The 24,971-nt window shown below is 70.7% G+C and carries 24 protein-coding genes; 12 read left to right on the top strand and 12 right to left on the bottom strand.

Annotated elements, in window-relative coordinates; translation table 11 throughout:
- Positions 1-103: 103 nt before the first annotated feature.
- Entirely contained in the window at positions 104-1,726 is a 1,623-nt protein-coding gene (gene aceB / locus OO69_RS06695; protein ID WP_033279465.1) for a malate synthase A, read from the top strand.
- Between the two features lie 24 nt (positions 1,727-1,750).
- Here the strand turns inward: aceB and OO69_RS06700 are convergent, their stop codons facing one another.
- The 4 genes from OO69_RS06700 to OO69_RS06715 all read right to left on the bottom strand — a co-directional run bounded on the left by OO69_RS06700 (position 1,751) and on the right by OO69_RS06715 (position 6,857).
- Positions 1,751-2,038, bottom strand: a complete 288-nt coding sequence (locus OO69_RS06700; RefSeq protein ID WP_033279466.1) for a SelT/SelW/SelH family protein — start codon at positions 2,036-2,038, stop codon at positions 1,751-1,753.
- On the bottom strand, positions 2,035-2,949 hold the full coding sequence (locus OO69_RS06705; RefSeq protein ID WP_033279598.1) for a HipA family kinase: 915 nt from the start codon (positions 2,947-2,949) through the stop codon (positions 2,035-2,037). The genes OO69_RS06700 and OO69_RS06705 overlap by 4 nt, the downstream gene beginning before the upstream one ends.
- 29 nt (positions 2,950-2,978) lie before the next feature.
- A complete protein-coding gene (locus tag OO69_RS49355; protein WP_051800803.1) occupies positions 2,979-5,186 on the bottom strand; it encodes a protein kinase domain-containing protein in 2,208 nt (735 codons plus the stop codon).
- A gap of 171 nt (positions 5,187-5,357) precedes the next feature.
- On the bottom strand, positions 5,358-6,857 hold the full coding sequence (locus OO69_RS06715; RefSeq protein WP_033279467.1) for an IucA/IucC family protein: 1,500 nt from the start codon (positions 6,855-6,857) through the stop codon (positions 5,358-5,360).
- A 151-nt stretch (positions 6,858-7,008) separates the two neighbouring features.
- Between OO69_RS06715 and OO69_RS06720 the strand changes: the two genes are divergently transcribed.
- From OO69_RS06720 to OO69_RS06730, 3 genes are read left to right on the top strand one after another with little or no spacing between them, the layout of a single operon-like run.
- On the top strand, positions 7,009-8,523 hold the full coding sequence (locus OO69_RS06720) for an IucA/IucC family protein (RefSeq protein WP_033279468.1): 1,515 nt from the start codon (positions 7,009-7,011) through the stop codon (positions 8,521-8,523).
- A 9-nt stretch (positions 8,524-8,532) separates the two neighbouring features.
- Positions 8,533-9,798: a VWA domain-containing protein gene (locus OO69_RS06725; protein ID WP_033279469.1), complete on the top strand. Its 1,266-nt coding sequence runs from the start codon at positions 8,533-8,535 to the stop codon at positions 9,796-9,798.
- A complete protein-coding gene (locus OO69_RS06730) occupies positions 9,798-10,607 on the top strand; it encodes a hypothetical protein (RefSeq protein ID WP_033279470.1) in 810 nt (269 codons plus the stop codon). The genes OO69_RS06725 and OO69_RS06730 overlap by 1 nt, the downstream gene beginning before the upstream one ends.
- A gap of 49 nt (positions 10,608-10,656) precedes the next feature.
- On the opposite strand, the gene OO69_RS06735 is transcribed toward OO69_RS06730, so the two are convergent.
- Positions 10,657-11,286, bottom strand: coding sequence for a winged helix-turn-helix transcriptional regulator (locus OO69_RS06735; protein WP_033279471.1), 630 nt, complete (start codon positions 11,284-11,286; stop codon positions 10,657-10,659).
- A gap of 88 nt (positions 11,287-11,374) precedes the next feature.
- Between OO69_RS06735 and OO69_RS06740 the strand changes: the two genes are divergently transcribed.
- The 4 genes from OO69_RS06740 to OO69_RS06755 all read left to right on the top strand — a co-directional run bounded on the left by OO69_RS06740 (position 11,375) and on the right by OO69_RS06755 (position 14,434).
- A complete protein-coding gene (locus tag OO69_RS06740; protein ID WP_019061942.1) occupies positions 11,375-12,583 on the top strand; it encodes a pyridoxal phosphate-dependent aminotransferase in 1,209 nt (402 codons plus the stop codon).
- Positions 12,584-12,630: 47 nt separating this feature from the next.
- On the top strand, positions 12,631-13,230 hold the full coding sequence (locus tag OO69_RS06745) for a histidine phosphatase family protein (RefSeq protein ID WP_033279472.1): 600 nt from the start codon (positions 12,631-12,633) through the stop codon (positions 13,228-13,230).
- Positions 13,231-13,291: 61 nt separating this feature from the next.
- Entirely contained in the window at positions 13,292-13,936 is a 645-nt protein-coding gene (locus tag OO69_RS06750) for a hypothetical protein (RefSeq protein ID WP_033279600.1), read from the top strand.
- Positions 13,937-14,011: 75 nt separating this feature from the next.
- Positions 14,012-14,434, top strand: coding sequence for an acyl-CoA thioesterase (locus tag OO69_RS06755; RefSeq protein WP_033279473.1), 423 nt, complete (start codon positions 14,012-14,014; stop codon positions 14,432-14,434).
- 17 nt (positions 14,435-14,451) lie between these two features.
- Here OO69_RS06755 and OO69_RS06760 read toward each other — a convergent pair whose 3' ends face one another.
- Positions 14,452-14,853 (bottom strand): winged helix-turn-helix transcriptional regulator, encoded by a 402-nt coding sequence (locus tag OO69_RS06760; protein WP_033279474.1) that lies wholly within the window; start codon positions 14,851-14,853, stop codon positions 14,452-14,454.
- Positions 14,854-14,953: 100 nt separating this feature from the next.
- Here OO69_RS06760 and OO69_RS06765 point away from each other — a divergent pair, with 100 nt between their 5' ends.
- On the top strand, positions 14,954-16,474 hold the full coding sequence (locus tag OO69_RS06765) for an MFS transporter (protein ID WP_051800804.1): 1,521 nt from the start codon (positions 14,954-14,956) through the stop codon (positions 16,472-16,474).
- Between the two features lie 94 nt (positions 16,475-16,568).
- On the opposite strand, the gene OO69_RS06770 is transcribed toward OO69_RS06765, so the two are convergent.
- Positions 16,569-17,423: an SDR family oxidoreductase gene (locus OO69_RS06770; RefSeq protein WP_033279602.1), complete on the bottom strand. Its 855-nt coding sequence runs from the start codon at positions 17,421-17,423 to the stop codon at positions 16,569-16,571.
- Between the two features lie 96 nt (positions 17,424-17,519).
- Here OO69_RS06770 and OO69_RS06775 point away from each other — a divergent pair, with 96 nt between their 5' ends.
- The 3 genes from OO69_RS06775 to OO69_RS06785 all read left to right on the top strand — a co-directional run bounded on the left by OO69_RS06775 (position 17,520) and on the right by OO69_RS06785 (position 19,912).
- Positions 17,520-18,323 (top strand): AraC family transcriptional regulator, encoded by an 804-nt coding sequence (locus tag OO69_RS06775; RefSeq protein ID WP_033279475.1) that lies wholly within the window; start codon positions 17,520-17,522, stop codon positions 18,321-18,323.
- Positions 18,324-18,401: 78 nt separating this feature from the next.
- A complete protein-coding gene (locus OO69_RS06780) occupies positions 18,402-18,998 on the top strand; it encodes an exonuclease (RefSeq protein ID WP_033279476.1) in 597 nt (198 codons plus the stop codon).
- A 95-nt stretch (positions 18,999-19,093) separates the two neighbouring features.
- Complete coding sequence (locus tag OO69_RS06785; protein ID WP_078652314.1) at positions 19,094-19,912, top strand: chitosanase; 819 nt, start codon at positions 19,094-19,096, stop codon at positions 19,910-19,912.
- Here the strand turns inward: OO69_RS06785 and OO69_RS06790 are convergent.
- From OO69_RS06790 to uraD, 5 genes are all read right to left on the bottom strand, one after another.
- Entirely contained in the window at positions 19,897-21,222 is a 1,326-nt protein-coding gene (locus OO69_RS06790; protein WP_051800818.1) for a nucleobase:cation symporter-2 family protein, read from the bottom strand. The two genes, OO69_RS06785 and OO69_RS06790, sit on opposite strands and share 16 nt — an antisense overlap.
- 303 nt (positions 21,223-21,525) lie before the next feature.
- Positions 21,526-22,905 (bottom strand): 8-oxoguanine deaminase, encoded by a 1,380-nt coding sequence (locus tag OO69_RS06795; RefSeq protein WP_033279478.1) that lies wholly within the window; start codon positions 22,903-22,905, stop codon positions 21,526-21,528.
- A 134-nt stretch (positions 22,906-23,039) separates the two neighbouring features.
- Positions 23,040-23,963, bottom strand: a complete 924-nt coding sequence (gene pucL / locus OO69_RS06800) for a factor-independent urate hydroxylase (protein ID WP_033279479.1) — start codon at positions 23,961-23,963, stop codon at positions 23,040-23,042.
- 7 nt (positions 23,964-23,970) lie between these two features.
- Positions 23,971-24,369, bottom strand: a complete 399-nt coding sequence (gene uraH, locus OO69_RS06805) for a hydroxyisourate hydrolase (protein ID WP_033279480.1) — start codon at positions 24,367-24,369, stop codon at positions 23,971-23,973.
- Positions 24,366-24,884, bottom strand: a complete 519-nt coding sequence (uraD, locus tag OO69_RS06810) for a 2-oxo-4-hydroxy-4-carboxy-5-ureidoimidazoline decarboxylase (protein WP_033279481.1) — start codon at positions 24,882-24,884, stop codon at positions 24,366-24,368. Before uraD ends, uraH begins: the two co-directional genes overlap by 4 nt.
- Positions 24,885-24,971: the final 87 nt, after the last annotated feature.

Here is a 24,971-nt window from a genome sequence, read left to right on the forward strand (position 1 = left end):
AACTAGTATCCACTGTTCAGAAGCGCCCGACGGCCCCTCGGGTGCTCCCAGCCCTACCCGGGTCACCTGGCACCCGGTGCCACGCTGAAGGAAGTGACAGTTCATGTCCGCACCAGCGCCGTCCTCGCCGGTCATCGTCGACGCCGAACCCCTGCCCCGGCAGGACGAGGTCCTCACCGCCGAGGCCCTCGCCTTCGTGGCCGAGCTGCACCGCCGGTTCACGCCCCGCCGGGCCGGACTCCTCGCCCGCCGGGCCGAGCGCCGCGCGGAGATCGCCCGCACCTCCACCCTCGACTTCCTCCCGGAGACGGCCGCGATCCGCGCCGACGACTCCTGGAAGGTGGCCCCCTCCCCCGCCGCCCTGAACGACCGGCGGGTCGAGATCACCGGCCCCACCGACCGCAAGATGACGATCAACGCCTTGAACTCGGGCGCGAAGATCTGGCTCGCGGACTTCGAGGACGCCTCGGCGCCGACGTGGGAGAACGTCGTCACCGGCCAGCTCAACCTGATCGACGCCTACACCCGCGCGATCGACTTCACCGACCCCAACTCCGGTAAGTCGTACGCCTTGAAGGCCGAGGACGAGCTGGCGACCGTGGTCATGCGTCCACGCGGCTGGCACCTCAACGAGCGGCACCTCCTGGTGGACGGTGAGCAAGTCCCGGGCGCCTTCGTGGACTTCGGGCTGTACTTCTTCCACAACGCGCAGCGGCTGCTGGACCTCGGGAAGGGCCCGTACTTCTACCTCCCGAAGACCGAGTCGCACCTCGAAGCCCGGCTGTGGAACGACGTGTTCGTCTTCGCGCAGGACTACGTCGGCGTCCCGCAGGGCAGCGTCCGCGCGACCGTGCTGATCGAGACGATCACCGCCGCGTACGAGATGGAGGAGATCCTCTACGAACTCCGCGACCACGCCTCGGGGTTGAACGCGGGACGCTGGGACTACCTCTTCTCCATCGTGAAGAACTTCCGTGACGGCGGGCCCAAGTTCGTCCTCCCGGACCGCAACGCGGTGACGATGACGGCCCCGTTCATGCGGGCGTACACCGAACTCCTCGTCCGCACCTGCCACAAGCGCGGGGCGCACGCGATCGGCGGCATGGCGGCGTTCATCCCGTCCCGCCGTGACGAGGAGGTCAACAAGGTCGCCTTCGAGAAGGTCAAGGCGGACAAGGACCGTGAGGCCGGGGACGGTTTCGACGGCTCCTGGGTGGCCCACCCCGACCTGGTGCCGATCGCCATGGCCTCCTTCGACGCGGTGCTCGGCGAGAAGCCGAACCAGAAGGACCGGCTGCGCGAGGACGTCGACGTCAAGGCGGCCGACCTGATCGCCGTGGACTCGCTGCACGCTAAGCCGACGTACCCCGGACTCGTCAACGCCGTTCAGGTGGGCATCCGTTACATCGAGGCGTGGCTGCGCGGGCTTGGCGCGGTCGCCATCTTCAACCTGATGGAGGACGCGGCCACCGCCGAGATCTCGCGCTCGCAGATCTGGCAGTGGATCAACGCGGGCGTCGAGTTCGAGAACGGCGAGAAGGCGACTCCCGAGCTGGCGCGGAAGGTTGCCGCCGAGGAGCTGGAGAACATCCGCGCGGAGATCGGCGCGGACGCCTTCGCCGCGGGCCACTGGCAGCAGGCCCACGACCTCCTCCTGGAGGTCGCGCTGGACGACAACTACGCGGACTTCCTGACGCTGCCCGCGTACGAGCAGCTGCGGGGCTGACCCTCAACAGGCGTCAGGATCAGCTCACTTGTCCGAGTGGCCCAGGGACTTTCCCGGGGCCACTCGGTCGCGTACGAGCTTCTTCACGGCCGTGGGTTCGGGGAAGCCCTGCTCACGCCGGTCCCACACCACTTCGTCATTGACGCGGACGACGAAGACACCGCCGGTGCCGGGCTTCAGGGAGAGTTCCGTCAACTCGGTCTCGAAGGTGGTGAGAAGCTCCTGCGCCAGCCAGGCCGCGCGGGGCAGCCAACGGCACTGGGTGCAGTACTCGATCTGTACGCGGTTCTCCACGAGGGCGTCGTCCGTCATCCGAGGTGCACCGACCAATCCTGTTCCGCCGCCGGCTTGCCGTGCAGGTCGGGGACCCGCTTGAGCCAACTCGGGCGGCCCTGCTGTGTCTTCGCCGCGCGGAGGGCCTCCTCGGCGGCGCGTTCCTCCCGGCTGGGGAAGTCGGTGGGGAGCCAGGCCGCAGAGGCCCGCACGCGCGCGTGGAGGTAGGCGACGTACGCCTCCCGTACGGCGTCGGGTGCCGCGAAGCCCGGTTCGCCGGCCAGCCAGGCGTCCGGCACCTCGGCGGTGATCCGGCGCAGCAGCTCCTCGGTCACCTTGGGCGCCAACTCGGCGTCGGCGGCACGGGTGTCGGGGCCGTAATGACCAAGAGCGTGATGACGGAAGTCGTAGGACTTCGCAGGGTCGGCGCCGTCCCAGCGGTGGTGGAAGACGAGGGCGGCGCCGTGGTCGATGAGCCACAGGCGCGGGGGTGCGATGCCGAGCGTGGGCCAGATCATCAGGTTCGAACTGTGCACCGTGCGGTCGACGTTGACGGTCAACGCGTCGAGCCAGACGATCTTCCCGGCCTCCAGCGGGTCGACCGTGCACCGGGCGGCGATCTCCGGGGTGAAGTCCCGGGCGCCCGGCAGAAAGTCCATGCCGAGGTTCAGACCGGCGCTCGCGCTGTGCAGGTCCCGCACCTCCTGGTGGGGTTCCTCGTCGGCGATCTCCGGGTCGAAGTGCACGAGCACCAGCTCGGGGAAGCGCAGCCCGAGGGCGCGGGCCAGCTCCCCGACGATCACCTCGGCGACCAGCGCCTTGCGGCCCTGCGCGGAGCCGCTGAACTTGACGACGTACGTGCCGAGGTCATCGGCCTCGACGACCCCGGGGACGGAACCGCCGGAGCGCAGGGGCTCGATGTAGCGGGTCGCGGTGACCTCTCTCAGCATGTCCGGCATGAAACGAGCATAGAGGCAGGTCAGCGCCAGGAGGGGTGGCCCTCCGGTGTGCTGCCGGTGGTGAGCCTGCGTGCGCCCGTGCCGTCGGCGCGGACGGCCCAGATCGCCGGCTGGTCGAAGGGACCCCGGACGAAGGCCACCCACTTGCCGTCGGGCGACCAGACCGGGTCCATCTCCTGAGCGGCGGTCTGCACCAGCGTCCGGTCGCCCGTGCCGTCCACCTTGACGATGTGGATGTCTCCCCCGGTCCCCACGTTCGGCGCCCCGGCGGTGTAGGCGAAGTACCGGCCGTCCGGGGACCAGACGGGGTCGAGCGCGCGCCGGGCCTGATGGGTGACCTGCTGGGGTTCGGCGCCCGGCCGCGTCGGGTCGACGACGTGGATCTGCCAACCCGACGTCTTCTGGAGGCAGATGGCGATGTGCTTGCCGTCGGGGGACCACGCCGGGTCCTCCACCTTCGCGGTACCGGTGGTCAGTTGCTGCGCGGACCCGTCCGCGACGGTCACGACGAACAGCTGCTGCACCCCGTCCTGCCGCCGCAGCACGGCCAGCCGCTTCCCGTCCGGCGACCACGACACCCGCCCACCCGAGATCGCGGCGACCCGACGGACGTCGGTACCGTCCGCGTTCGCCGTCCAAACGGCCGACTCCTGCCCGGAGTTGCGGGTGAACGCGAACGACTTGTGATCGGGTGCCCACTGCGGCAGCGCGTCGCACGTCCCGGCGATCAGCTGCTTCGGATCGTCCTTGGTGGAGTCGCGCCGCCCGATCACGCTGTGGCACGTCGACGACCCGGGGTCCGTGTCCATCCGCACGAGCAGCGGCGCGTCGGGGAACGCGGCGGCGGTCACCCGCGGCGACGAGGACACGCTTCCCCCGGCGGCGCCCTCGTCCCCACCGGAACCCGATCCCGAACCGGTCCAGGGGTGCCACACCAGCACCCCCGCGGCGACGGCCGCGACCAATGCCGCCGCTACGACTGCTGTCCTACGGCGACCTCGTGCCCCCTCGGCGCCGACCGTCGGCCCACCGCCCACCGGTCCCGCACCACCGGGCGAGCCGGGGGCGGGCCTGGGCGCGAACACGGGCGCGGGACCGAAACCGACGCCGGGGCTGAAGCCAGGGTCCGGACCGAAGCCCTGGGCGGGCGACGACTGGACGGTCCGGGGATGGGAGACCCCGGGCGGCCTCTCGTCCGACGTCGGCGCGGCCGTGGGCGCCTCCGCGACCACCGGCGACTCGGGCGACTCGGGCGACCACTCACCGGCCCCCGGCCGCCTCTCCGCGCCCCTCGGCGGACCCGTCATCCCCGTACGCGGATCCGTCGGCACCCCCGGCACCCGATCCGCCCCGACGCCGTACGCCCCCATCTCCTGGCTCCGTACAAGCGCGGTCGCCTCGGCCGGAAGCCACACATCCGACGGATGCCGGACCGTCAGCCGGTCGAGGAACTCCGACGGGGTGGGGCGGTCCCGCGGATCCTTGGCCAGGCAGGCCGCGACCAGGTCACGCAACTGGTCCGGAACATCCGTGAGTTCGGGCTGCTCGTGGACGACGCGGTACGGCCACGCCGCCGACCCCCCGTCCCCGAAAGGAGCCCGGCCCGCCGCCTGGCCGAGGACGACTCCCAGGGCGAACATGTCGACCGCCGGTGTCAGCGTGCCCCCGGTCAGCTGCTCCGGCGCGAGGAACCCGAGCGTGCCGATCTGGAACCCGGTCTGCGTGAGGGCCATACCGTCGAGGGCCCGTGCGATGCCGAAGTCGATGACCCGGGGGCCGTCCTCCGCGACGATGATGTTGGCGGGTTTCAGGTCCCGGTGGATGACCCCGGCCTGGTGGATCGCCGCCAGCGCCTCGGCGAGACCGGCGGCCAGCACCGTGAGCGTGTCCGCGGGCAGGGGGCCGACCCGGTCGAGGACTGCCTGCAACGTCGGGCCGGGGACGTACGCCGTCACCAGCCAGGCCGGGTCGCCCTGCGGGTCGGCGTCCACGACCGGCGCGGTGTGGAAGCCGCCCACGCGGCGCGCCGCGGCCACCTCGTCGGCGAACCTGCGCCGGAAACCCGGTTCCGTGCTCAGTTCGGGCCGTACGACCTTGACGGCCACCGCCCGGCCCGACCGCGACCGGCCGAAGTACACGACGCCCATGCCGCCCTGGCCGAGCCGTCCGACCAGCCGGTATCTGCCCTCCCCGACAGAGGCGGGATCATCCGCTCGGAGCGGTTTCATGACTCCCCCATCTCGCCTCTCCGGCAAGGCGGTTGGACCTCATCGGCCCCGACCCCCGTCCCCGTCGAGCGGCCGTTTCCAGCCGCGAGGCTCCCCCGATACCGGCCACCAGTCTAGGTGCTCCGCTCATGACGTCACCGGGTTCCGAACGGTTCCCTTCCGCCCCGCCCTTCACCCGGCCAGCGGATTCCGCAACGGCAGATAACGCGCGTCGGCGCCGTCCGCCCCGGTCCAGCGCAACAGCAGGTTCGTCTTCCCGGGCAGCGTGGGCGAGGCGAGGAGTTCGGCGACCTCGGGCAGGTCGTGCCGGGCCAGTTCGGCGCGGACCGCCGGCCATGGGTCCAGCTCCGGGTGCCGCTCGGCGAGCACCCCGGCGATCTCGACGAGATGGTTGACGACCAGGCAGTACACCAGCCGCTCCCACCCCGCCGCCCGTTCCACATCCGCCAGCAGCTTCACGCCCTCCGCGTCCCGGTACAGCGCCTGCACGGGCATCCCGTCCGCGTCGACGGCGACCAGCGTGTTCTGCAGATGCGCTTCGAGTACGACGCCGTGGTCGGCGAACGCCGTGATCGCGGGCGGTACGACCTGCCGCAGATACGCCTCCCACCAGGCCCCCGGGTCACCCGTACCGTCGAGCGGACTGCCCTCGAACCCCTCCACCAGCCCCGCCGCGAGCAACGGAGTCGTGCCGGGCAGGAGGTGGTCGTGCAGGCCGTCGCGGACCAGGACGGCGAGTTCCTCGAAGGCGAAGTCGGCGGTGCGGTAGCCCCGGTCGCTCAGCCAGGCCGCCGGGCCGGGCATCGCGGCGAAGGCGTCCCGGACGGCCATATCCGTGCGGTGAAGTTTCAGCAGGTCGTGACGCCATAGTCGGCGTACGTCATTGGTGATGCGCACATCGAGGCTGAACTTCAGGAACAGGTCCTCGACGGGGTCGTACACCGTGCGGATCGCGGCCGTCGGCCACGCCTCGGTCGCCGTCGTGCCGAGCCGGATCAGCCGCCCGTCCGCGAAGGCGGCTGCCAGGCCCGCGCCCACGAGGTCCAACTGCCAAGGGTGCGCAAGCAGCAGCCGGTACCCGGGCGGGGCCTCCCCGAGCGCGTCCAGCGCCGAGACGTCCCCCTCCTCCACGACCGCGTCCTCGCGCAGCCCGAGCAGCACCAGCGGGAAACGGGCGTACGCCTCCGGGGCGTAGGGCAGCCAGCCGGCGACGGGGCCGCCGCCGCGGGCCTTGGGCGCGGGATGGTAGGGATGGCCGGTGATCAAGGACTGTTCGGAGCGGAGATACGGGTCGTCGGGCGCCGTCGCCCGGTCGCGCGCGGTGAGCAGCGCGGCGACCGCGTCACGGCTGTCCGTCATCTCGGCGGGCAGTTCGTGGTTGGAGACTCCGGTGTGCCGGGTCAGTTCCTCGGCGACGAGTTTCACGAGTTCGGTGTGGTCGACTCGCCGCCAGTCGCCGTCCGCGTACACCTCGGGCTCGGCGGGCCGCCGCTCGCCGAGCACCCGCAGCAGCCGACCGCTCCCCGGCAGCCGGTACACGTGCCGCTCCCCCTGGTCAGGGAGCGGCTGGGCCACCTCCCGCAGCAGACAGTTGAGCAGCGGCGCGGCCGCGTACGCGTCGGCGCGCTCCGCCACGTCGTCGCCCGGGGGTGTGAAGTCGACGCGATCCATTCGTTCCCTAAGTCCGTGTCCTGCGATCGCGATCAGTATGTCTCTCGTCGCACTGTGTCCCACCGCCCCGTCTCTCGCCGCTCCGCCCCTCCCCGTCCCGTCTCTCGTCGTCACCGATCATGACGCCCCGTCCGCACCCGAGGAGTCGACCGTGGACCGTCCCCCGCTTCCCGAGACCGAGGTCGCCGAGGAACTCGCCGCCGTACGGCCCGACCTCGTACAACGGTACGCGGCCGAACTCCCCGGCGCTCGTGCGGCGGTGCTCACCCGGCTGTGGCGCGCGCTCGCCTTCGAACCGCTGCCGTGGATCGCCGGCCGGACGCCGGGCCTCGTCCTACGCCTCTCCGACGGCCGCCGGCTGCGCGGCCCGCACGCCGACCCGTACGCGACCGACGCCTACGTCACCGTCGTCCACCTCGACGACCTCGCCTACGACGATCCGGCGCGCCTGATGACCGACCTCGCCGTGCCGCACGGCACCGCCTTCGCCGCCGAACTCGGGCACAGCGTCGCCTCGTTGGCACTGTCCCGCGCCAACCAGCCCGCCCACTCCGAGGATTGGCCGGTGCACGACTGGGAGTGGGAGCAGCGGATCGTCGACGGGCACCCCTTCCACCCCAACTGCCGCTCCCGGCCCGGCTTCTCGGTGGCCGAGCAGTTGGCCTACGGCCCGGAGCACCGGCCCGTGGTGGCGTTGGGGTCGGTGCCGGTGAGGGCGGAGGAGTGCCTGGTGACCGGGGTGTGGCCGGACGAACTGCGGTCCGCGGGACGGCTGTTGATCCCGGTGCATCCGTGGCAGGCGGCTCATGTGCTGAAGCGCGCCGGCGACGCTCCGCTCGACGCGCATCCGCTGATGTCCCTGCGGACCCTCGCCCTGTCGGACGGACCGCACGTCAAGACCGCGCTGAGCGCCCGGCTCACGTCCTCGGTGCGGGACATCTCCGTCTACTCGATCGGCTTGTCGGCGACCCTGTCGGCGTTCGGGGAGTCGCTCGCGGCGCGCTCGGACGGCCTGTTGCACGTCACCCGCACGCTGGGCGCGGCGACCGCCGACTCCCCCGATCTCGCGGCCGTGTTGCGGGAATCGCCGCAGACGTACGCGGACACGGAAGCGGGCGAGCGGGTTCTGCCGGTGGCCGCCCTCGCGGTCACCGGCCTGCCCCGATCGCCCGCCTGGCTGGCCGAGTTCACGCGTCTCGCCCTCGTTGTCTGTCTGCGGCTGCTGGAGTCCGGTGTGGCCCTTGAGGCGCACGGTCAGAACCTGCTGGTGGTGCTGTCCCGCACGGGTGCCCCTCTGCGCCTGGTCTACCGCGATCTCGCCGACATCCGCGTCAGCCCCAAGCGCCTTGCCGAACAAGGGATTCCGGTACCGGACCTCAGCGGACGCATCGTCACCGACGACGAACTCACCCTGCGCCGCAAGCTGTTCGGCTCCCTGGTGGCGGGCGCCCTCGCGGGCACGGCGGGTTCCGGTACGGCGCTCAGGGCGGCGCTGGCGGCCGTCGTACCGGATCTGCCGCGCACGCCGGACCTGCGCACGCTGCTCCAACAGCCGCTGCCCAGCAAGGCGTTGACGCTGATGCGGCTGTCGCCGGAGCTGCCCGGGGACCAGTGGACCGGGCTCCCGAACCCGCTCGTTTTGGAGCCCGGTCCATCTGATCAATAGGATCCGGCGATGATCACAAGACAACGGCTGGCGGCGGGGATCTGTGCCCTGCTCGCCACCCTCACGGCCGGGGTCGCCTTCCCTGCCGGAGCGGTCGCCGACGAGACGGACTCCACGGCCTCCCCCAAGGTCGAACTCGTGCTGGACGTCAGCGGATCCATGAGCGCCAAGGACATAGACGGCGGCTCACGGATGGCAGCGGCGAAGCAGGCGTTCAACGAGGTGCTCGACGCCACACCCGAGGAAGTGCAGCTCGGCATCCGCACCCTGGGCGCCAACTACCACGGCAACGACCGCAAGACGGGCTGCAAGGACACCGCACAGCTCTACCCCGTGGGCACCCTGAACCGCACCGAGGCCAAGACCGCGGTCGCGACGCTCCAGCCCACCGGCTGGACACCCATCGGGCCCGCGCTGCTGAAGGCGGCGGACGACCTCAACGGCGGTGACGGCACCCGCCGTATCGTCCTGATCAGCGACGGCGAGGACACCTGCCAGCCGCTGGACCCGTGCGAGGTGGCCCGCGAGATCGCGGCCAAGGGCATCGGCCTGACCATCGACACGCTGGGCCTGGTGCCGGACGCCAAGACCCGTGACCAGCTCAGCTGCATCGCGGACGCGACCGGCGGCACGTACACCTCCGTGCAGCACAAGGAGGAACTCTCCGACCGCGTGGGCCAGTTGGTGGACCGCGCCGCCGACCCGGTGGTGACCCCGGTCGCCACCGAGGGCACCGCCCAGTGCACCAGCGCCCCGACCCTCAAGTCCGGTCTGTACACGGACCGCGAGGAGTTCGGCAAGCAGCGCTTCTACCGTGTGGACGTCAACCCCGGCCAGGAGCTGCGCGCTTCGGTGAGCGTCGGCGCCGACCGTGAAGTCAACCCGGACTACGGGGTGTTGCTGCGCGCGGTCACCGTGCACGGCCGCGAGATCGTCCGCGGCGAGGGCACCGGCAACGGCCGAACAGACGTCATCTCCACCGGCCTGCGCTACCCGAAGGCGGAGAGCGACGACGACAACGCCCCCGCCGAGACCGTCTGTCTCCAGGTCACCAACTCCTTCTCGGCGGCCTCCGGGGTGAAGACCACCCCCGGTCTGCCCCTCGAACTCACCGTGGACGTCGTGGACGGGCCCAGCAAGGCGAGCGACGTGGCCTCCTTCGGCCTCGGCCGCGGCTGGTGGCTGCTCGGCGCCCTCGTGCTGACCGGCTTCGTCGCGGGTCTGCTCTGGGGCTGGCTGTCCCGCTGGCGCCTCGCGGTCTGGAGGACCAACTGATGCGGATCACACGTGTGTTGAGCACGGCCCTGCTGCTGGCGGGGCTGGCGGCGGCGCCTGCCATGGCGGACTCCTCGCCGTCCGCGAGCCCTTCCGACGACAGTTCGGCGCCCACCCAGGCGGGCACCTCGTTCCGTACGGCGACGGAGCTCGACCAGGGCCAGCAGGCCACGGCGAGCGGCTCCACAGGTGACTACCTCTACTGGTCGTTCGCCGCGGACGCCGGCCAACGCCCCACCGTCAAGGCGACGGTGAAGCTGCCGGACACCCACGCGGGCCAGACCTGGCAGCTCGACGTCTACGACGGGCTGCGGCGCCGCCAGGCCTGCCAGTACGGGGCCGCGACGCGCACCGCCGCGCAGGACGCGACCTCCCTGGACCTGGCGTGCACGCTGCGTACCGTCCGTGCCTGGTCGGAGACCTGGGCCAACGACCCGCTGCCGGGCACGTACTACGTCCGGCTCACGGTCGTAGATCTCCAGTCCTCGGACCTGGGCCAGCCGGTGAGCACCGAACTGCGGGTGGACTCCAAGGACATCGGCGGTTCGGCGGCGGTGGACGGTTCGCTGGCGCAGCCGCTGACGCCGGGGATCGCGGCCAAGTCGGCGTCCGAAGAGGACAGTTCGTCGTCGACCTCGGCGGCACTGTCCAGCATCGAGCCCGACGGCGGCTGGTCCTCCGGCTGGTGGTCCGACCGCTGGGTGTGGACCGCCGTGGGCGGCGTACTGGCCGCGCTCGCGGGGATCGGCGGGTATGCGCTGACCCGGGGTTCGGGACGACCGAGGCGGGTTCCGCCGCCCGGCGTGTAACTCGGTGACGATGCATCAGAAGGCCCGCCCGCAGCGGGCCTTCTGCCGTTCACGCCTCCCGTAGGGTCTTCGCCAACGTCCCGTCACCGCTCACCTCGACGCGCCCGGCACGCACCGCGTCGAGAAGGCTCAACTCCCCTTGCGCGACGGCCGTACAGGTGTCGACATCGAGCACAAGCCGGGCGTCGGGCTCCCGAGGAGCGACACCTTCGCCGTAGACGAGCCCGCCCTCCTCCAGGCCCGCGTACACGTGGAACTCCCCTTCCTCCAGCCGGACTTCGACCAGCCCCTCACCCTCCAGCGCCCGGAGCAACGGCAACGCGAACCAGTGCGCACGCACGGCATCCGTCGGCCGCCGTTCCCCCAACTCGGGCGCGCCCCACGCCCCGAGAGCTTGCAGCACGGGCAGCAACTCCCGCCCCCGCCCGGTGAGTTCGTAGACGTAGGCGGCACCGGGAGGCGGCAGCCGCCTACGGGTCGTCAGCCCATCCCGCTCCATGTCCTTCAGCCGTGAGGCGAGTACGTCCGTGCTGACACCCGGCAGATCGGCGTGCAGGTCCGTGTAGCGGCGCGGTCCTGCGAGGAGTTCGCGGACGATCAGCAGGGTCCAGCGGTCGCCGACGAGGTCGAGGGCCCGGGCCGCGGAACAGTACTGGTCGTAGCTTCGGCGAGGTGACATGCGACGCAGTCTAGACATGTTGTTGGACTTTCCAAGCTCACACTTGGTAAAACCAAGCAACACACGAAGCCGATGGGGCGAGGGCGCAATGGAGTTCCGGCAGTCGAGCAAGCTCAGCGAGGTCTGTTACGAGATCCGCGGTCCGGTGATCGAGCACGCCAACGCACTGGAGGAGGCGGGCCACAGCGTCCTGCGCCTGAACACCGGCAACCCCGCGCTCTTCGGCTTCGAGGCGCCCGAGGAGATCATCCAGGACATGATCCGGATGCTCCCCCAGGCCCACGGCTACACGGACTCGCGGGGCATCCTCTCGGCCCGTCGCGCGGTCGCCCAGCGCTACCAGACCCTGGGTCTCGAAGTCGACGTGGACGACGTGTTCTTGGGCAACGGCGTCTCCGAGCTGGTCTCCATGGCCGTACAGGCACTGCTGGAGGACGGCGACGAAATCCTCATCCCCGCCCCGGACTTCCCGCTCTGGACGGCGGTGACGACCCTCTCCGGCGGCAAGGCGGTCCACTACCTCTGCGACGAACAGGCCGACTGGTACCCGGACCTGGACGACATGGCGGCGAAGATCACCGACCGCACCAAGGCCGTCGTCATCATCAACCCGAACAACCCCACCGGCGCCGTCTACCCCAAGGAGATCATCGAGGGCATCCTCGACCTCGCCCGCCGCCACGGCCTGATGGTCTTCGCCGACGAGATCTACGACCAGATCCTCTACGACGACGCCGTGCACCACTCGGCCGCGGCGCTCGCCCCCGACCTGGTCGTCCTCACCTTCTGCGGCCTGTCGAAGACGTACCGCGTGGCCGGCTTCCGCTCGGGCTGGCTGGTGGTCACGGGCCCCAAGCAGCACGCCAAGAACTACCTGGAGGGCCTGACGATGCTGGCCTCCATGCGGCTGTGCCCCAACGCGCCCGCGCAGTACGCCATCCAGGCCGCGCTCGGCGGCCGCCAGTCCATCCGCGACCTGACCGTGCCGGGCGGACGACTCCACGAACAGCGCAACGTGGTGTGGGAAAAGCTGAACGAGATCCCGGGGGTCTCCTGCGTGAAGCCGAAGGGCGCCCTGTACGCGTTCCCCCGCCTCGACCCCAAGGTCCACAAGATCCACGACGACGAAAAGTTCGTCCTGGACCTCCTGCTCCGCGAGAAGATCCAGGTAGTCCAGGGCACCGGCTTCAACTGGCCGACCCCCGACCACTTCCGCATCCTCACCCTGCCGTACGCGGACGACCTGGAGGCGGCGATCGGGCGGATCGGGCGGTTCCTGGGCGGGTACCGGCAGTAGAGGACGATTTCGCGACGTTGGAGCAGCGGGCCCATAGCCTGTGAGCCATGGGCGATCTTTTCCTCGTACGGCACGGAGAGACCGAATGGTCCCGGTCGGGGCGGCACACCAGCTCGACCGATGTCCCGCTGACCGCGAAGGGGCGGGAGGAGGCGCGCGGGCTGGTGCCGCTGATCCGTTCGCACCGGGTCGGTGCCGCGTTCGTCAGTCCCATGCAGCGTGCGCGGGAGACCGCCGAGCTGATCGGGCTCGCGGACGTGCGGATCGACGTGGATCTGCGGGAGTGGGACTACGGCGGCTACGAGGGCATCACGACCGTCGAGATCCAGCGCACCCGGCCGGGCTGGTTCCTGTTCACCGACGGGGTCGCGCCCGGGCCGCCGGACCATCCCGGGGAGAGCCCGGAGCAGGTGGGCGAGCGGGCCGACCGCGCCCTGGCCAAGGTGGACGCTGCCCTCGCCAACACCGAGGGCGTGGTCGTCCTGGTGGCGCACGGCCATTTCCTCCGGGTGCTCACCGCGCGGTGGCTCGGGCTGCCGGCGTCGAAGGGCGCGTTGTTCCAGCTCGCGACCGGGACGCTGTGCCGGCTGAGCACGGAGCACGGACGGCCGGTCATCGCCGCCTGGAATGTCAGACCCCCGTCGTAGCCTTCGAATGGGACGCGGCTACGACGTCCCGGGTGGACCGACAGTCGGGGAGGAGCACGCCGTGACACGACCGCCGACCGCCGCGCAGCGGCGTGTCATCGACGCCGCCGATCCCGTCACCGGGCGGCTGCGGGGTACGGAGGCGCAGCTCGCCGCGCTGGTGAAGCGGGGGCTGGCGTTCCGGCATCCGCGTCCGCCGCACGATCACTTTCTGACGCCGGTGGGGCATCGAATACGGGACGCCGCGCCGGAAGTCGACGAGCCCGCCGCTGCCGAAACTCCCGCGACCACGGCCTCGGCCTCCGGGGTGTTCGCCGCACGCATCGGTGGCGAGGAGGAGACGGGCGTCGCCCCCGCTGTCCGTACCCGTGAGGTGCACAGCGCCTGGCAGGGGCTGCTGGAGCTGCGCCGGATGACGAATCCGGACGGTTCCGTGGAGCGTCCGTGCGGCTGGGAGCGTACGCATCTGGTGCGGGCCGCCGCGCTCGCCCTGGAGGCCGCCGGGCACCGGCCCGCCGGACCGGACGCCGAGGGCTACCGGGTGCGGACGACCCCGCAACCGGAGGCGGTCGCCGTACGGGATCCGGACGGGGAGGCGCTGCGTGCCTGTGCCGGGACACTGGAGCGGGCGGGCTGGCAGGTGAGCGAGCACAAGGAGCCGCGCACAGGGGCGAGTTATCTGCTTGCCTCACCGCGACGGACGTGAACGGACCCGACCGGACCTGACGGGCATGCCAAGATCGGTGCGGCAGATCGTCCATCAGTGCGAGAAGGGAACGCAGTGAGCGAGCCGTTTTCCGTCCCGGTGACCGTCCGCGGATACGAGACCGACAGCCTGGGGCACCTCAATCAGAGCGTGTATCTGCAGTACGCGGAGCACGCCCGGTGGTCGCTGCTGACCGCCGCCGGTGCGGGGCAGGCCGAGTTGCTCGGCCAGGGGATCGGGCCTGTCGTCCTGGAGACCACCATCCGTTATCTGCGCGAGCTGCGCGCGGACGAGGAGGTGACGGTGAGCTGCGGGTTCGAGTGGGGCGAGGGCAAGACGTTCCGCGTGCTGCAGACGATCACCAAGGCGGACGGCACGGTCTCCGCCGAGGTCAACTCGGTCGGCGGACTGCTGGACCTCGAGAAGCGCAAGCTGGTCACTCAACCGCAGGAGTTCTTCAGGAAGTTGACCACGGATCCGGGTCTGTTCGGCCTCTGAGCCAAGGGCTGGGCGGCCTACCCGTCGGTCAACTCCGGCCGGTGCTCCGTGTCGTAGGCCGCGCGGGACTCGGCGATGTAGTGCCGGTTCCGCTCCGCCCAGTCCGTCAGCCGGAGCAGGGTCTCGTGCAACTCCCGGGCCACCGGGGTGAGTTCGTACTCCACCTTCGGCGGCACCGTCGGGTGCACGGTGCGGGTGACGAGTCCGTCGCGCTCCAGGTTGCGCAGGGTGAGGGTCAGCATGCGGCGGCTGATGCCCTCGATGCTGCGCTCCAACTCCGTGAAGCGGATGGGTCCGTGGGCCGCCGCGACCAGGATCTGCACGCTCCATTTGCCGGAGACCCTGTCAAGAACTTCACGCACCGGGCAGGCGTGCGCGTTCACTACCTGGGCGGTAACACCGGTGTTCCCTCGGGACATTGAAGTGCCTCCTTACGACGACCTCCATGGTTCCTGACGATGTACCCCGTTACAAGTCGTGCACCTAGTTCCCATGGATATCCACGGAGGTCAGACCGCCATGACGGCACTCACCGGGTCCGAGTCGAAGACATCACGGACGCGTCCGTCGCCCCGAACGTACTCCCGCTGGGCGTCGCTCGTCGTGCTGTGCGCGGGGACGCTGATGACGATCCTGGACGGCAACATCGTCACGGTCGCGATGCCCGCGATCCAGAACGACCTCGGTTTCTCGGGGCCGGGGCTGGCCTGGGTCGTGAACGCGTATCTGATCCCGTTCGGCGGACTGCTGCTCCTCATCGGGCGGTTGGGCGATCTGGTGGGCCGCAAGCGGATGTTCACGGCGGGGCTCGCCGTGTTCACCGCGGCGTCCGTGCTGTGCGGGGTCGCGACGAGCCAGGGCATGCTGATCGCGGCGCGGGCCGTGCAGGGTGTCGGCGGGGCGATGGCCTCGGCGGTGGTCCTCGGGATGCTGGTCGCGCTCTTCCCCGAACCCCGCGAACAGGCCCGCGCCATCGCGGTGTTCAGCGCGGTCGGCGCCGGGGGCGGGGCGCTCGGCACGTTCCTCGGCGGGGCGCTGACCCAGGCCCTGAACTGGCACTGGATCTTCCTCATCAACCTGCCGATCGGCATCGTGGCGTGGCTCGCGGCCGTACGTGTCCTGGCCCCGGAACAGGGCGCCGGACTCGGCAAGGGCGCCGACTACCCGGGGGCCGCGCTGGTCACCGGGGCGCTGATGCTGAGCGTGTACGTGATCGTCGGATCCGGCGACCGCCCGCTCACCGCCACCCTGCTCCTGGCCGCCCTCACCCTGGCCCTCTTCGTCGCGTTCACCGTCCGCCAGGCCCGGGCCGCCCGCCCGCTGCTCCGCCTCCGGCTGTTCCGCTCCCGGATGCTGACCGGGGCGAACGCCGTGCAGATCCCGATGATCGGCACGATGTTCGGCTTCCAGTTCATCGGCGCCCTGTACGTCCAACGCGTCCTGGGTTTCAGTGAGTTGCTCACCGGTACGGCGTTCCTGCCGGCGCCGGTCGCGGTCGGCGCCCTGATGCTCGGCCTGTCGGCACGGACCATCGGCCGCTTCGGCGCGTACCGGGTCCTGCTCGCCGGGCTGGTCCTCATCATCGCCGGAATGGCCCTGCTGGGCCGCGCCCCCGCCGACGGCTCCTACGTCACGGACGTCCTCCCGCCCCTGCTCCTGCTGGCCACCGGATTCGCCGCCGCGATGCCCGCGCTGACCGGGCTCGCGATGTCGGGGGCACGAGAGGAGGACACGGGGCTGACCTCCGGGCTCTTCAACACCACGCAGGTGGTGGGTGGTTCGCTGGGGCTGGCGGTGCTGTCGACACTGGCGGCGGGGCGGACCGACGGACTGCTCGCCAGGGGTGTGGAGTTGGTACCGGCAACCGCGGAGGGGTACCAACTGGCGTTTCGGACGGGGGCGTTGATCGCGGTGGCGGCGCTGGGGTTGGCGGCGGTGGGGTTGCGGTCGGGGAGGGAGCGGGGCGGGGCTGACAGCCCTGCGGGAGGGGGCGGGAGCGGGGCTGACTCCCCTGCGGGCTGGAGCGGGAGCCGGGGCTGACAGCCCCACGGGCGGTAGCGGGGGGCAGCCCCACGGCCGCGCGGGCCCGCGCCGCCGCCCCACCCCGCCCCGCGCCCCGCCGCTCACACCCGGGTCACCCCTCCCCGAACGCCGCCCGATGGTCCAGGACCCACTCCCGGTAGGTCCTCGCCGGGCGCCCCAGCGCCTCCCGGACGTCATCCGTGACGACCTCGTTGCCACCCTTCCGGACGAACTCCCTGCTGATCTCGGAGGCGTCGATGAACGTGTCGCTGAAGCCCAACCCCAGCAGATACTCGCGTGACTCGGCCGAGGACAGGTCCCGCACCTCGACCGGGCGGCCGAGGACCCCGGCGAGGACGGCTGCCTGGTCCGGGACGCTGAGCGCCTCCGGGCCGGTCAGCGTGTAGGTCCGTCCCGAGTGGCCCGGGGTGAGCAACGCCGCCACCGCCACCTCCGACACATCGCGCGGATCGACAACCCCCTGGCCGCCGGTGCCGCTCGTGTTCGGTATCGGGCCGCCCGAACGCACGGACGCCGCCCAGCCGAGCGTGTTCGAGGCGAAGGCCGAGGGGCGCAGGATCGTCCACTCCAACTCGCTGTCCCGCACGGCCTGTTCACCGGCCACGTGCCAGGTGCCAACCGGCCCGATCGCGGGGTCGCCGGCACCGATGCCGGAGAGCTTGACGATCCGGCGTACACCCGCCGACCGTGCCGCCTCGACGAGACCCCGGTCGTGCGCGGAGTCGTCCGGGCCGAACACCCCCACCAGGAAGGCGACTTCGGCGCCGGTCATCGCTGCCTCCACCGAGGCCCGGTCGGCGTGGTGGCCCCGCGCTGTCTCAACTCCCGCCGGGAACTGGGCCTTTGCGGGGTCCCGGGTCAGGGCGCGGACCTTCTCGCCGCGCGCCGCGAGCTGTCGTACGACTTCACTGCCGATGGTGCCCGTGGCACCCGTTACGAGGATCATGACCACCACAGTGGGCGGGCAAGCGGGCTTGGTTCTAGGAGATTCCGGCACGTTCGGGGGCCGTGTCGGGGCCGGTGGCGCGCTTACCGTGGAGGGGTGACGAACGCCGTGGCCCAGTGGGCCGTGCCGCTGCCCGACGAACTGCGCCCGTGGATCGCGCGGGTCGGCGCGCTGCGGCTCGACGCCGTGCCGAAGGAACCGTTCGTGCATCTCCCTGACGCGGACACGAAGGTGGTCGTGCGGGTCGAGGGGAACGGCCGGCGCAGCGTCCTGGTCGTCGGGCCGCGCGTCCGGGCCACGTATCACGCGGGCAAGCCGCTCGTGGCGTGCGTGGAGGTGCGGCTGGCGCCGGGGACGACGTTGCCGCTGCTGGGTGTTCCGGCGGTCGATCTCGTCGGGCGGGCCGTGTCCCTGGGTGACCTGCCCGGCCGGAAGGCCCGCCAACTCGCCGAGGAAATGGGGTCGTTGGACGCCGATCCCGAGCGGACGGTGGAGCGGCTCGCGGAGGTGCTCCCCTCGCGGCTCACCTCCGTCGCGGACTCCTCGCGCACCGAACTCGTCCGGGCCGGCGTGGACGCGATGTCGATCCGCACCGGGCACCTGCCCGGCCCTGTGCCCCACGTGGCCCGCGAACTCGCCGTCAGCGAGCGGCAGTTGCGGAACCTGTTCGCCGAGGGGGTCGGCCTCTCCCCCAAGCACTACGCCCGCATCAACCGCGTCCGCGCCGTACTGGCGCACGCGGCCGAGCTCTCCTGGGCCCAACTCGCCGCCGTCACCGGCTACTACGACCAGTCCCACATGACCTCCGACTTCCGCGCCCTGATGGGGGTACCGCCCCGGTCGTACTTCACGGGACGGCTCCCGGACGCCATGCCCTGCCAAGCGATCCGGCGCGGCTGACGCGGGAAGAAACGCGAGCTGCGAGGTGCCTGAATTCCGGATGCGGGCGCCGGCTCCCACCTGCGATGCTCCGGTGCCATGGCAGCCCGACGCGTCAAACCCAGCCTCTACATCTCCGTCGACATCGAAGCCGACGGCCCGATCCCGGGGCCGTACTCCATGCTGAGCCTCGGCGCGGCCGTCGCCGGGACGCAGGACGCCGACGGGTTCACCGCGGCGGATCCGGAGAAGCTGACCTTCTACCGTGAACTGCGGCCGATCAGCGAGGAGTTCGTGCCGGAGGCGCTGGCCGTGAGCGGGCTCGACCGTGGACGGCTCCAGCGCGAGGGGGCCGAACCCGCCGCCGCTCTCGCCGAGTTCGGCGACTGGGTGCGTGAAGTCGCCCCGGGCGCGCAGCCGGTGATGTGCGGCTACCCGGCGTCGTACGACTGGATGTTCCTGTACTGGTACCTGATCCGCTTCACCGGCGCGAGCCCGTTCGGGCACTCGGGCTGTCTCGACATGAAGACGCTGTACGCGGCGAAGGCTCGACTGCCGCTGCGTGCCGTGGCGAAGGGCACCATGCCGCGTGAGCTGCTGTCGCGGCGGCGGCACACGCACCACGCGCTCGACGACGCGATCGAGCAAGCCGAGCTGTTCGCCAACCTCATGGCGTGGCCCGGGAATTCACAGTGACCTGCTAACACCACCCCACAACTCTCCCAAGTTCACGCGCGATTCTCAGCTGCCTTTCACCGTTGCCGTGTACCGCGCCCGCCTTGGAGAGCCACGTGCCGATCTTCCGAAGAAAAGCCGCCCGCCGCACCCTGCTCGCAGCCCTCGGAACGGCGGCGATCGCGAGCCAGTGGCCGTCCGCGGACGCCGCGACCTCGGGTGGGGCGGGGCTCGACGCACCCGCGAAGAAGGACATCGCGATGCGGCTGGTGTCGAGCGCGGAGAACTCCTCCCTGGACTGGGAGGCGCAGTACGCGTACATCGAGGACATCGGCGACGGGCGCGGTTACACCGGCGGGATCATCGGCTTCTGCTCCGGCACCAGCGACATGCTGGCGCTCGTCGAGCTGTACACGAAGCGGGCCCCGGGCAACGCCCTCGCCGGCTATCTCCCCGCGCTACGAGCCGTCAACGGCACTGACTCACACAAGGGGTTGGCCCCCGGCTTCCCCGCCGCCTGGCGGAAGGCCGCGCACACGTCCGCCGCGTTCCGCAAGGCGCAGCGCGACGAGCGGGACCGCGGGTACTTCGACCCGGCCGTGGCGCGCGCCAAGAAGGACGGGGTGGGCACGCTCGGGCAGTTCGTCTACTACGACGCGATGGTGATGCACGGCCCGGGCACGGACCCCCTCTGCTTCGGCGGCATCCGCGCCCGGGCCCGCGGGCACGCGGCCACGCCCACCGACGGCGGCAATGAGACGACGTATCTCAACGCCTTCCTCGACGCCCGCGTCTGGGCGATGAAGCAGGAGGAGGCGCACAGCGACGTGACCCGGGTCGAGACAGCACAGCGGGTGTTCCTGAAGAAGGGCAACCTCGACCTGGACACGCCGCTCAAGTGGCAGGTGTACGGGGACAGTTACGAGATCGGCTGACGGGCGAGGGGTACGGCCGCCCCGGTCGTACCCCCGACCTGCGCGCGGGCCCGGCCGAGGTGGTGGAAGACCAGGTTCAGCGCCACCGCGGCCACGCAGCCCGTGGAGATGCCCGAGTCGAGGACGATCCGGACCGTCTGCGGGAACGCGTGGTAGAAGTCCGGCGCCGTGATCGGGATGACGCCGACGGCCAGCGAGACCGCCACGATCAGGATGTTGTCGTCCCGCTCCAGACCCGCCTTGACCAGGGTCTGGATGCCGCTCGCGGCGACCGAGCCGAACAGGACGACACCCGCTCCGCCCAGCACCGGGCGCGGTACGACGGCGATGAGCGAGGCGGCCATCGGGCACAGGCCCATCAGCACCAGGAAGCCGCCGCCGGTGGCGACGACGTACCGGCTGCGGATGCGGGTCATGGCGACCAGGCCGATGTTCTGGGCGAAGGCGCTGCACATGAAGCCGTTGAAGAGCGGGCTGAGGGCGGACCCGAGGGTGTCGGCGCGCAGGCCGGCGGCGATGGTCCGTTCGTCGGCGGGGCGGTCGACGATCTCGCCCAACGCCAGCATGTCCGCGGTGGATTCGGTCATCGAGACCACCATCACCACGCACATCGAGATGATCGCGGCGACCTGGAACTGCGGTGCGCCGAAGTGGAAAGGGCTCGGGAATCCGATGACGTCGGCGTCCGCGACGGGGCTGAAGTCCGTTGCCCCGAAGGGGATCGCGAGGAGCGTGCCGATCAACAGGCCCAGCAGGACGGCTATTTGCTTGACGAAGCCGCGGGTGAAGCGGCGGAGGACCAGGACGACGACGAGCGTGGCGGCGGCGAGACCCAGGTACGTCCGCGAACCGTAGTCATGCGCCGAGGGGTCGGGTCCCTGCGCCCAGCCGAAGGCAACGGGCAGCAAGGACACGCCTATCAGCGTTATCACGGTGCCCGTGACGACCGGCGGGAAGAAGCGCACCGCCTTGCTGAAGAAGGGCGCGGCGAGGAAGCCGAGGAGGCCGGCGACGATCACCGCGCCGAAGATGACGGGCAGCGCGTCGGACTTGTCCTTGGTGGAGGCGACGATCGCGGTCATCGGGGCGACGCCGGCGAAGGTGACGCCGTTGACGAAGGGCAGCCGGGCGCCGATCTTCCAGACGCCGAGGGTCTGCAGGAAGGTCGCGAGGCCCGCGGTGAAGAGGCAGGCACCGGTGAGGAAGGTGAGTTCGGTGCCGGAGAGACCGACGGCCGCGCCGACGATCAGCGGCGGGGCGACGACTCCCGCGTACATGGCGGCCACGTGTTGCAGGCCCGTGGTGGCCATCTTGAGTGCGGGGAGTTTCTCGTCGACGGGATGGACGACGGGCTCGGCTACGGCTCGGGCCTCGGGTCGGGTGGTCACGGCGGCTCCTCCGGGCGGGTAACACGTCGGCTCTGACGTGGGTTTCAGGAGGTGGTGCGCGGTCGTGCGGGACCGGGACGGAACCCAACAAGGGGGCGTAGTAAGGCCGTTCCGGGGCGCACATGTCCATGCACGCCCCGGTCCCGGCCACCGGACGAGGGCCGTCCCCCTCGACCGGAGATCTTCAACTCGGCGACGCCGTAAGGCGATTCAGGCCGAGCGTGGTCAGCCCTGCGCGGCGATCCGCGCCAGGCGCCGGGCCTCTTCCCGCGTGGAGCGGGCGATCGCGTCCTCGTCGACGTGCAACAGGCGGCTGTTCTCGACGATCTGACGGCCGTTCACGAACGACGCGGTGACCGGGGCCGCCGCGCCGAAGACCAGCGCGGTCACCGGGTCGGCGATCGAGGCATGGGCGAGGGTGTCCAGGTTCCACAGCACCAGGTCGGCCAGCTTGCCCGGCTCCAGGGAGCCGATCTCGCTTGCGCGGCCCAGGACTTGGGCGCCGCCGTACGTTCCGAGGCGCAGCGCCTGGCGGGCGTTGAGGGCCGCTTCGCGGTGGGCGCCGAGGCGGTTGATGAGCAGGGCGTTGCGCAGTTCGGTGTGGAGTTCGCCGGACTCGTTCGACGCGGTGCCGTCGACGCCGAGGCCGACCGGGACGCCGGCGGCGAGCATGTCGGGGACGCGCGCGATCCCGGCCGCGAGACGGGCGTTGGAGGAAGGGCAGTGGGCGACACCGGTCTTCGTACGGGCGAAGGCGGCGATGTCGGAGTCGTTCATGTGGACGCAGTGCGCCATCCACACGTCCTCGCCGAGCCAGCCGGTGGACTCGAAGTAGTCGGTCGGGCCCATGCCGAACAGCTCCTTGCAGAACTGCTCCTCCTCGACCGTCTCCGAGCCGTGCGTGTGCAGCCGTACCCCGAGCCGGCGCGCCAACTCGGCGCCCTGCTTGAGGAGTTCGGTCGAGACGGAGAACGGCGAGCAGGGGGCCACGGCCACCTGGGTCATCGCGTCGAAGGAGGCGTCGTGGTGCTCCCGTACCGTCGCCTCGGTCGCGGCGAGGGCACCCTCCAGGGTCTCGACGGCGAAGTCCGGGGGCAGCCCGCCGTCCTTCTCGCTGCGGTCCATGGAACCTCGGGCCAGCGTGAAGCGGACGCCCATCTCGCGGGCCGCGCCGATGATCGCGCCGGAGAGGTCGCCGGAGCCCTTCGGGAAGACGTAATGGTGGTCCATCGCGGTGGTCACCCCGCCGCGGGCCATCATCGCGAGGGAACCCTGCGCGGCGGCGCGGACCATCGGCTCGTCGATGCGCGCCCAGGTCGGGTACAGCGCGACGAGCCAGTTGAAGAGGTTGTGGTCGGTGGCCAGACCCCGGGTGATCCACTGGTAGAAGTGGTGGTGGGTGTTGACCAGGCCGGGGGTCACCAGGTGCCCCGACGCGTCGATACGGCGTACGACGTTCTCCAGGCCCTCGGGGGCGCGGCCCGCGCCGAGGGACTCGATGCGGTTGCCGGCGACGACGACGTGCCCGTGTCCGTACTCGGTGTCGTGGGCGTCCACCGTCGCGATCGAACAGTTCTCGATGACGATGCGCTGAACTGCTGCCATGGTTCGTCCTATTCGCTGTATGGAATGGGCACGGCAGGACCCGGGGATTTGAGTACCGCGGCCCGCACGGGACGGGCGGGCCACGGGTGCCGCAGGTGGACCGGCCCAACGGGCGCCGGTCCAGAGGGAGTTGCTCAGAGGTTGGTGAGATCCACCGGTATCTTCGGCTCACAGCCGTCCCGCAGGATCGTCGCCTCGATCAGGCCGTAGGGACGGTCCGCGGCGAAGTACACCTCGTTGTCGTTCTTCAGCCCGAACGGCTCCAAGTCCACAAGGAAATGGTGCTTGTTGGGGAGGGAGAAGCGCACCTCGTCTATCTCGCTGCGGTTGTTGATGATCCGCGAACCCATTTGGTACAGGGTCTGCTGGAGCGACAGCGAGTACGTCTCCGCGAAGGCCTGGAGCATGTGCTTCTTCACCTGCTCGTACGACTTCTCCCAACTGGGCATCTTCTGCTCGTCGGCGGACCAGTTGAAGCGCCAGCGGGCGGAGACCTGGGTGGCCAGGATGCGGTCGTAGGCCTCGGGGAGGGTCGTGTACTTGTCCTTGACGTAGCCCCAGAACTCGGAGTTGGTCGAGTTCATCACGACGAGGTCCTTGAGCCCGGATATGACCTCCCAGTTCTCCCCGTCGTAGGTGATCTGGGTGACCCGGGTCTCCTGGCCCTTGCGGACGAAGGAGTGCTTGACCTCGTCGGCGCCGATGAACTGGGAGTTGGCGTCGGAGGTGTCGATCCGCTCCCAGGAGTACTCCTCGATGCGGATGCGCGCGGTCTTGATCGGCTCCTGGCTGGTCACGAAGTGCCGGGCGAGGTGGATGCCGAACTGCTCGGCGGACTCGATGCCGTGCTCCTTGGCGAACGCGTACACCGTGTTCTTGGTGGTGTCCGTCGGCAGCACGTTGGCGTTCGAGCCGGAGTAGTGGACCTCGTCCATGTCGCCGCTCAGCGACACGGAGACGTTGAGGTCCTTGATGTGGTGGGTGGCGCCGTCCCGCGTGATCTTGACGACTCGGTTCTCGGCCTTGCCGTACTGGTTCTGGCCCAGGATCGTAGGCATGTGTCTGCTAGCTCCCTCGGTATACGGAGTAGCCGAACGGGTTGAGCAGCAGCGGTACGTGGTAGTGCTCGCCAGGCTTCACGGCGAAGGTGATCGCCACTTCCGGGAAGAACACTCCGGTCGTATCGCTGTCCCGATTCGCGGGGGCGTCCTGCTGCGCATCGGCTTGCTTCTTTTCGAAATACGGCTCCACGGCGAAGTCGAGCCGTACGTGTGTGGTGCCCTCCGGCAGCGCGGGCAGGTCCTTGCACCGGCCGTCCGCGTCGGTGGCCGAACCTCCGAGCGGCTGCCACTCCCCCAACGGGCCGCTGCGCGCGGCGAGTTGGACGGCGACGCCCTCGGCGGGGCGGCCGGCGCTGGTGTCCAGGATGTGCGTGGACACCGAGGCGGTGGTGCTGGTGCTCATGCGCGGGCTTCCTCTTCGACGATGCGGGCGAGCCGGATGCGGTTGATCTTGCCCAACTCGGTGCGGACGATCTCGCGTTCGCGCTCCGGCGCGTTGCCGATCCGTTCCTTGACCGCGTCGCGCATCTGCTCGCCGGTGCGGCCGGTGGCGCAGATCAGGAAGACATGGCCGAACCTCTCCTGGTACGCCAGGTTCAGTTCGAGCATCTCCGCCCTGAGGTCCTCGGAGGCGCCCGCCATGCCGCGCTGTTCGCGGGCGGAGGTGGGGTCGCCGGGCTTGGGCCGGCCGATCGGCGGGTGACCGGCCATCGCCTCGGCCAGGTCGTCGGCGGTCAGCTCCGCCATCGCGGAGTCGCTCGCGGCGTACAGGTCCTCGGGACCGGCGTACGGACGGGCGGCCAGCAGCCGCCGCGCCCACGCCGTGGAGGCACACGCCTCGATGAGCGCGGCGAACGCCGCGTGCTCCTCCAGAACGTTGAACCGGACGAGCCCCGGCGGCAGGGAAGTCGAAGTCACGGGGGCCTCCGTGGCCTTGTGCTGAACGGGCTGCCCAGTAGCTAACGCCCCGCGGAACACCACGTCAACACTTTGTTGAAAATTCCG

It is taken from the genome of Streptomyces sp. NRRL F-525 (genome assembly GCF_000716605.1).
In the GTDB taxonomy this organism is placed as follows: domain Bacteria; phylum Actinomycetota; class Actinomycetes; order Streptomycetales; family Streptomycetaceae; genus Streptomyces.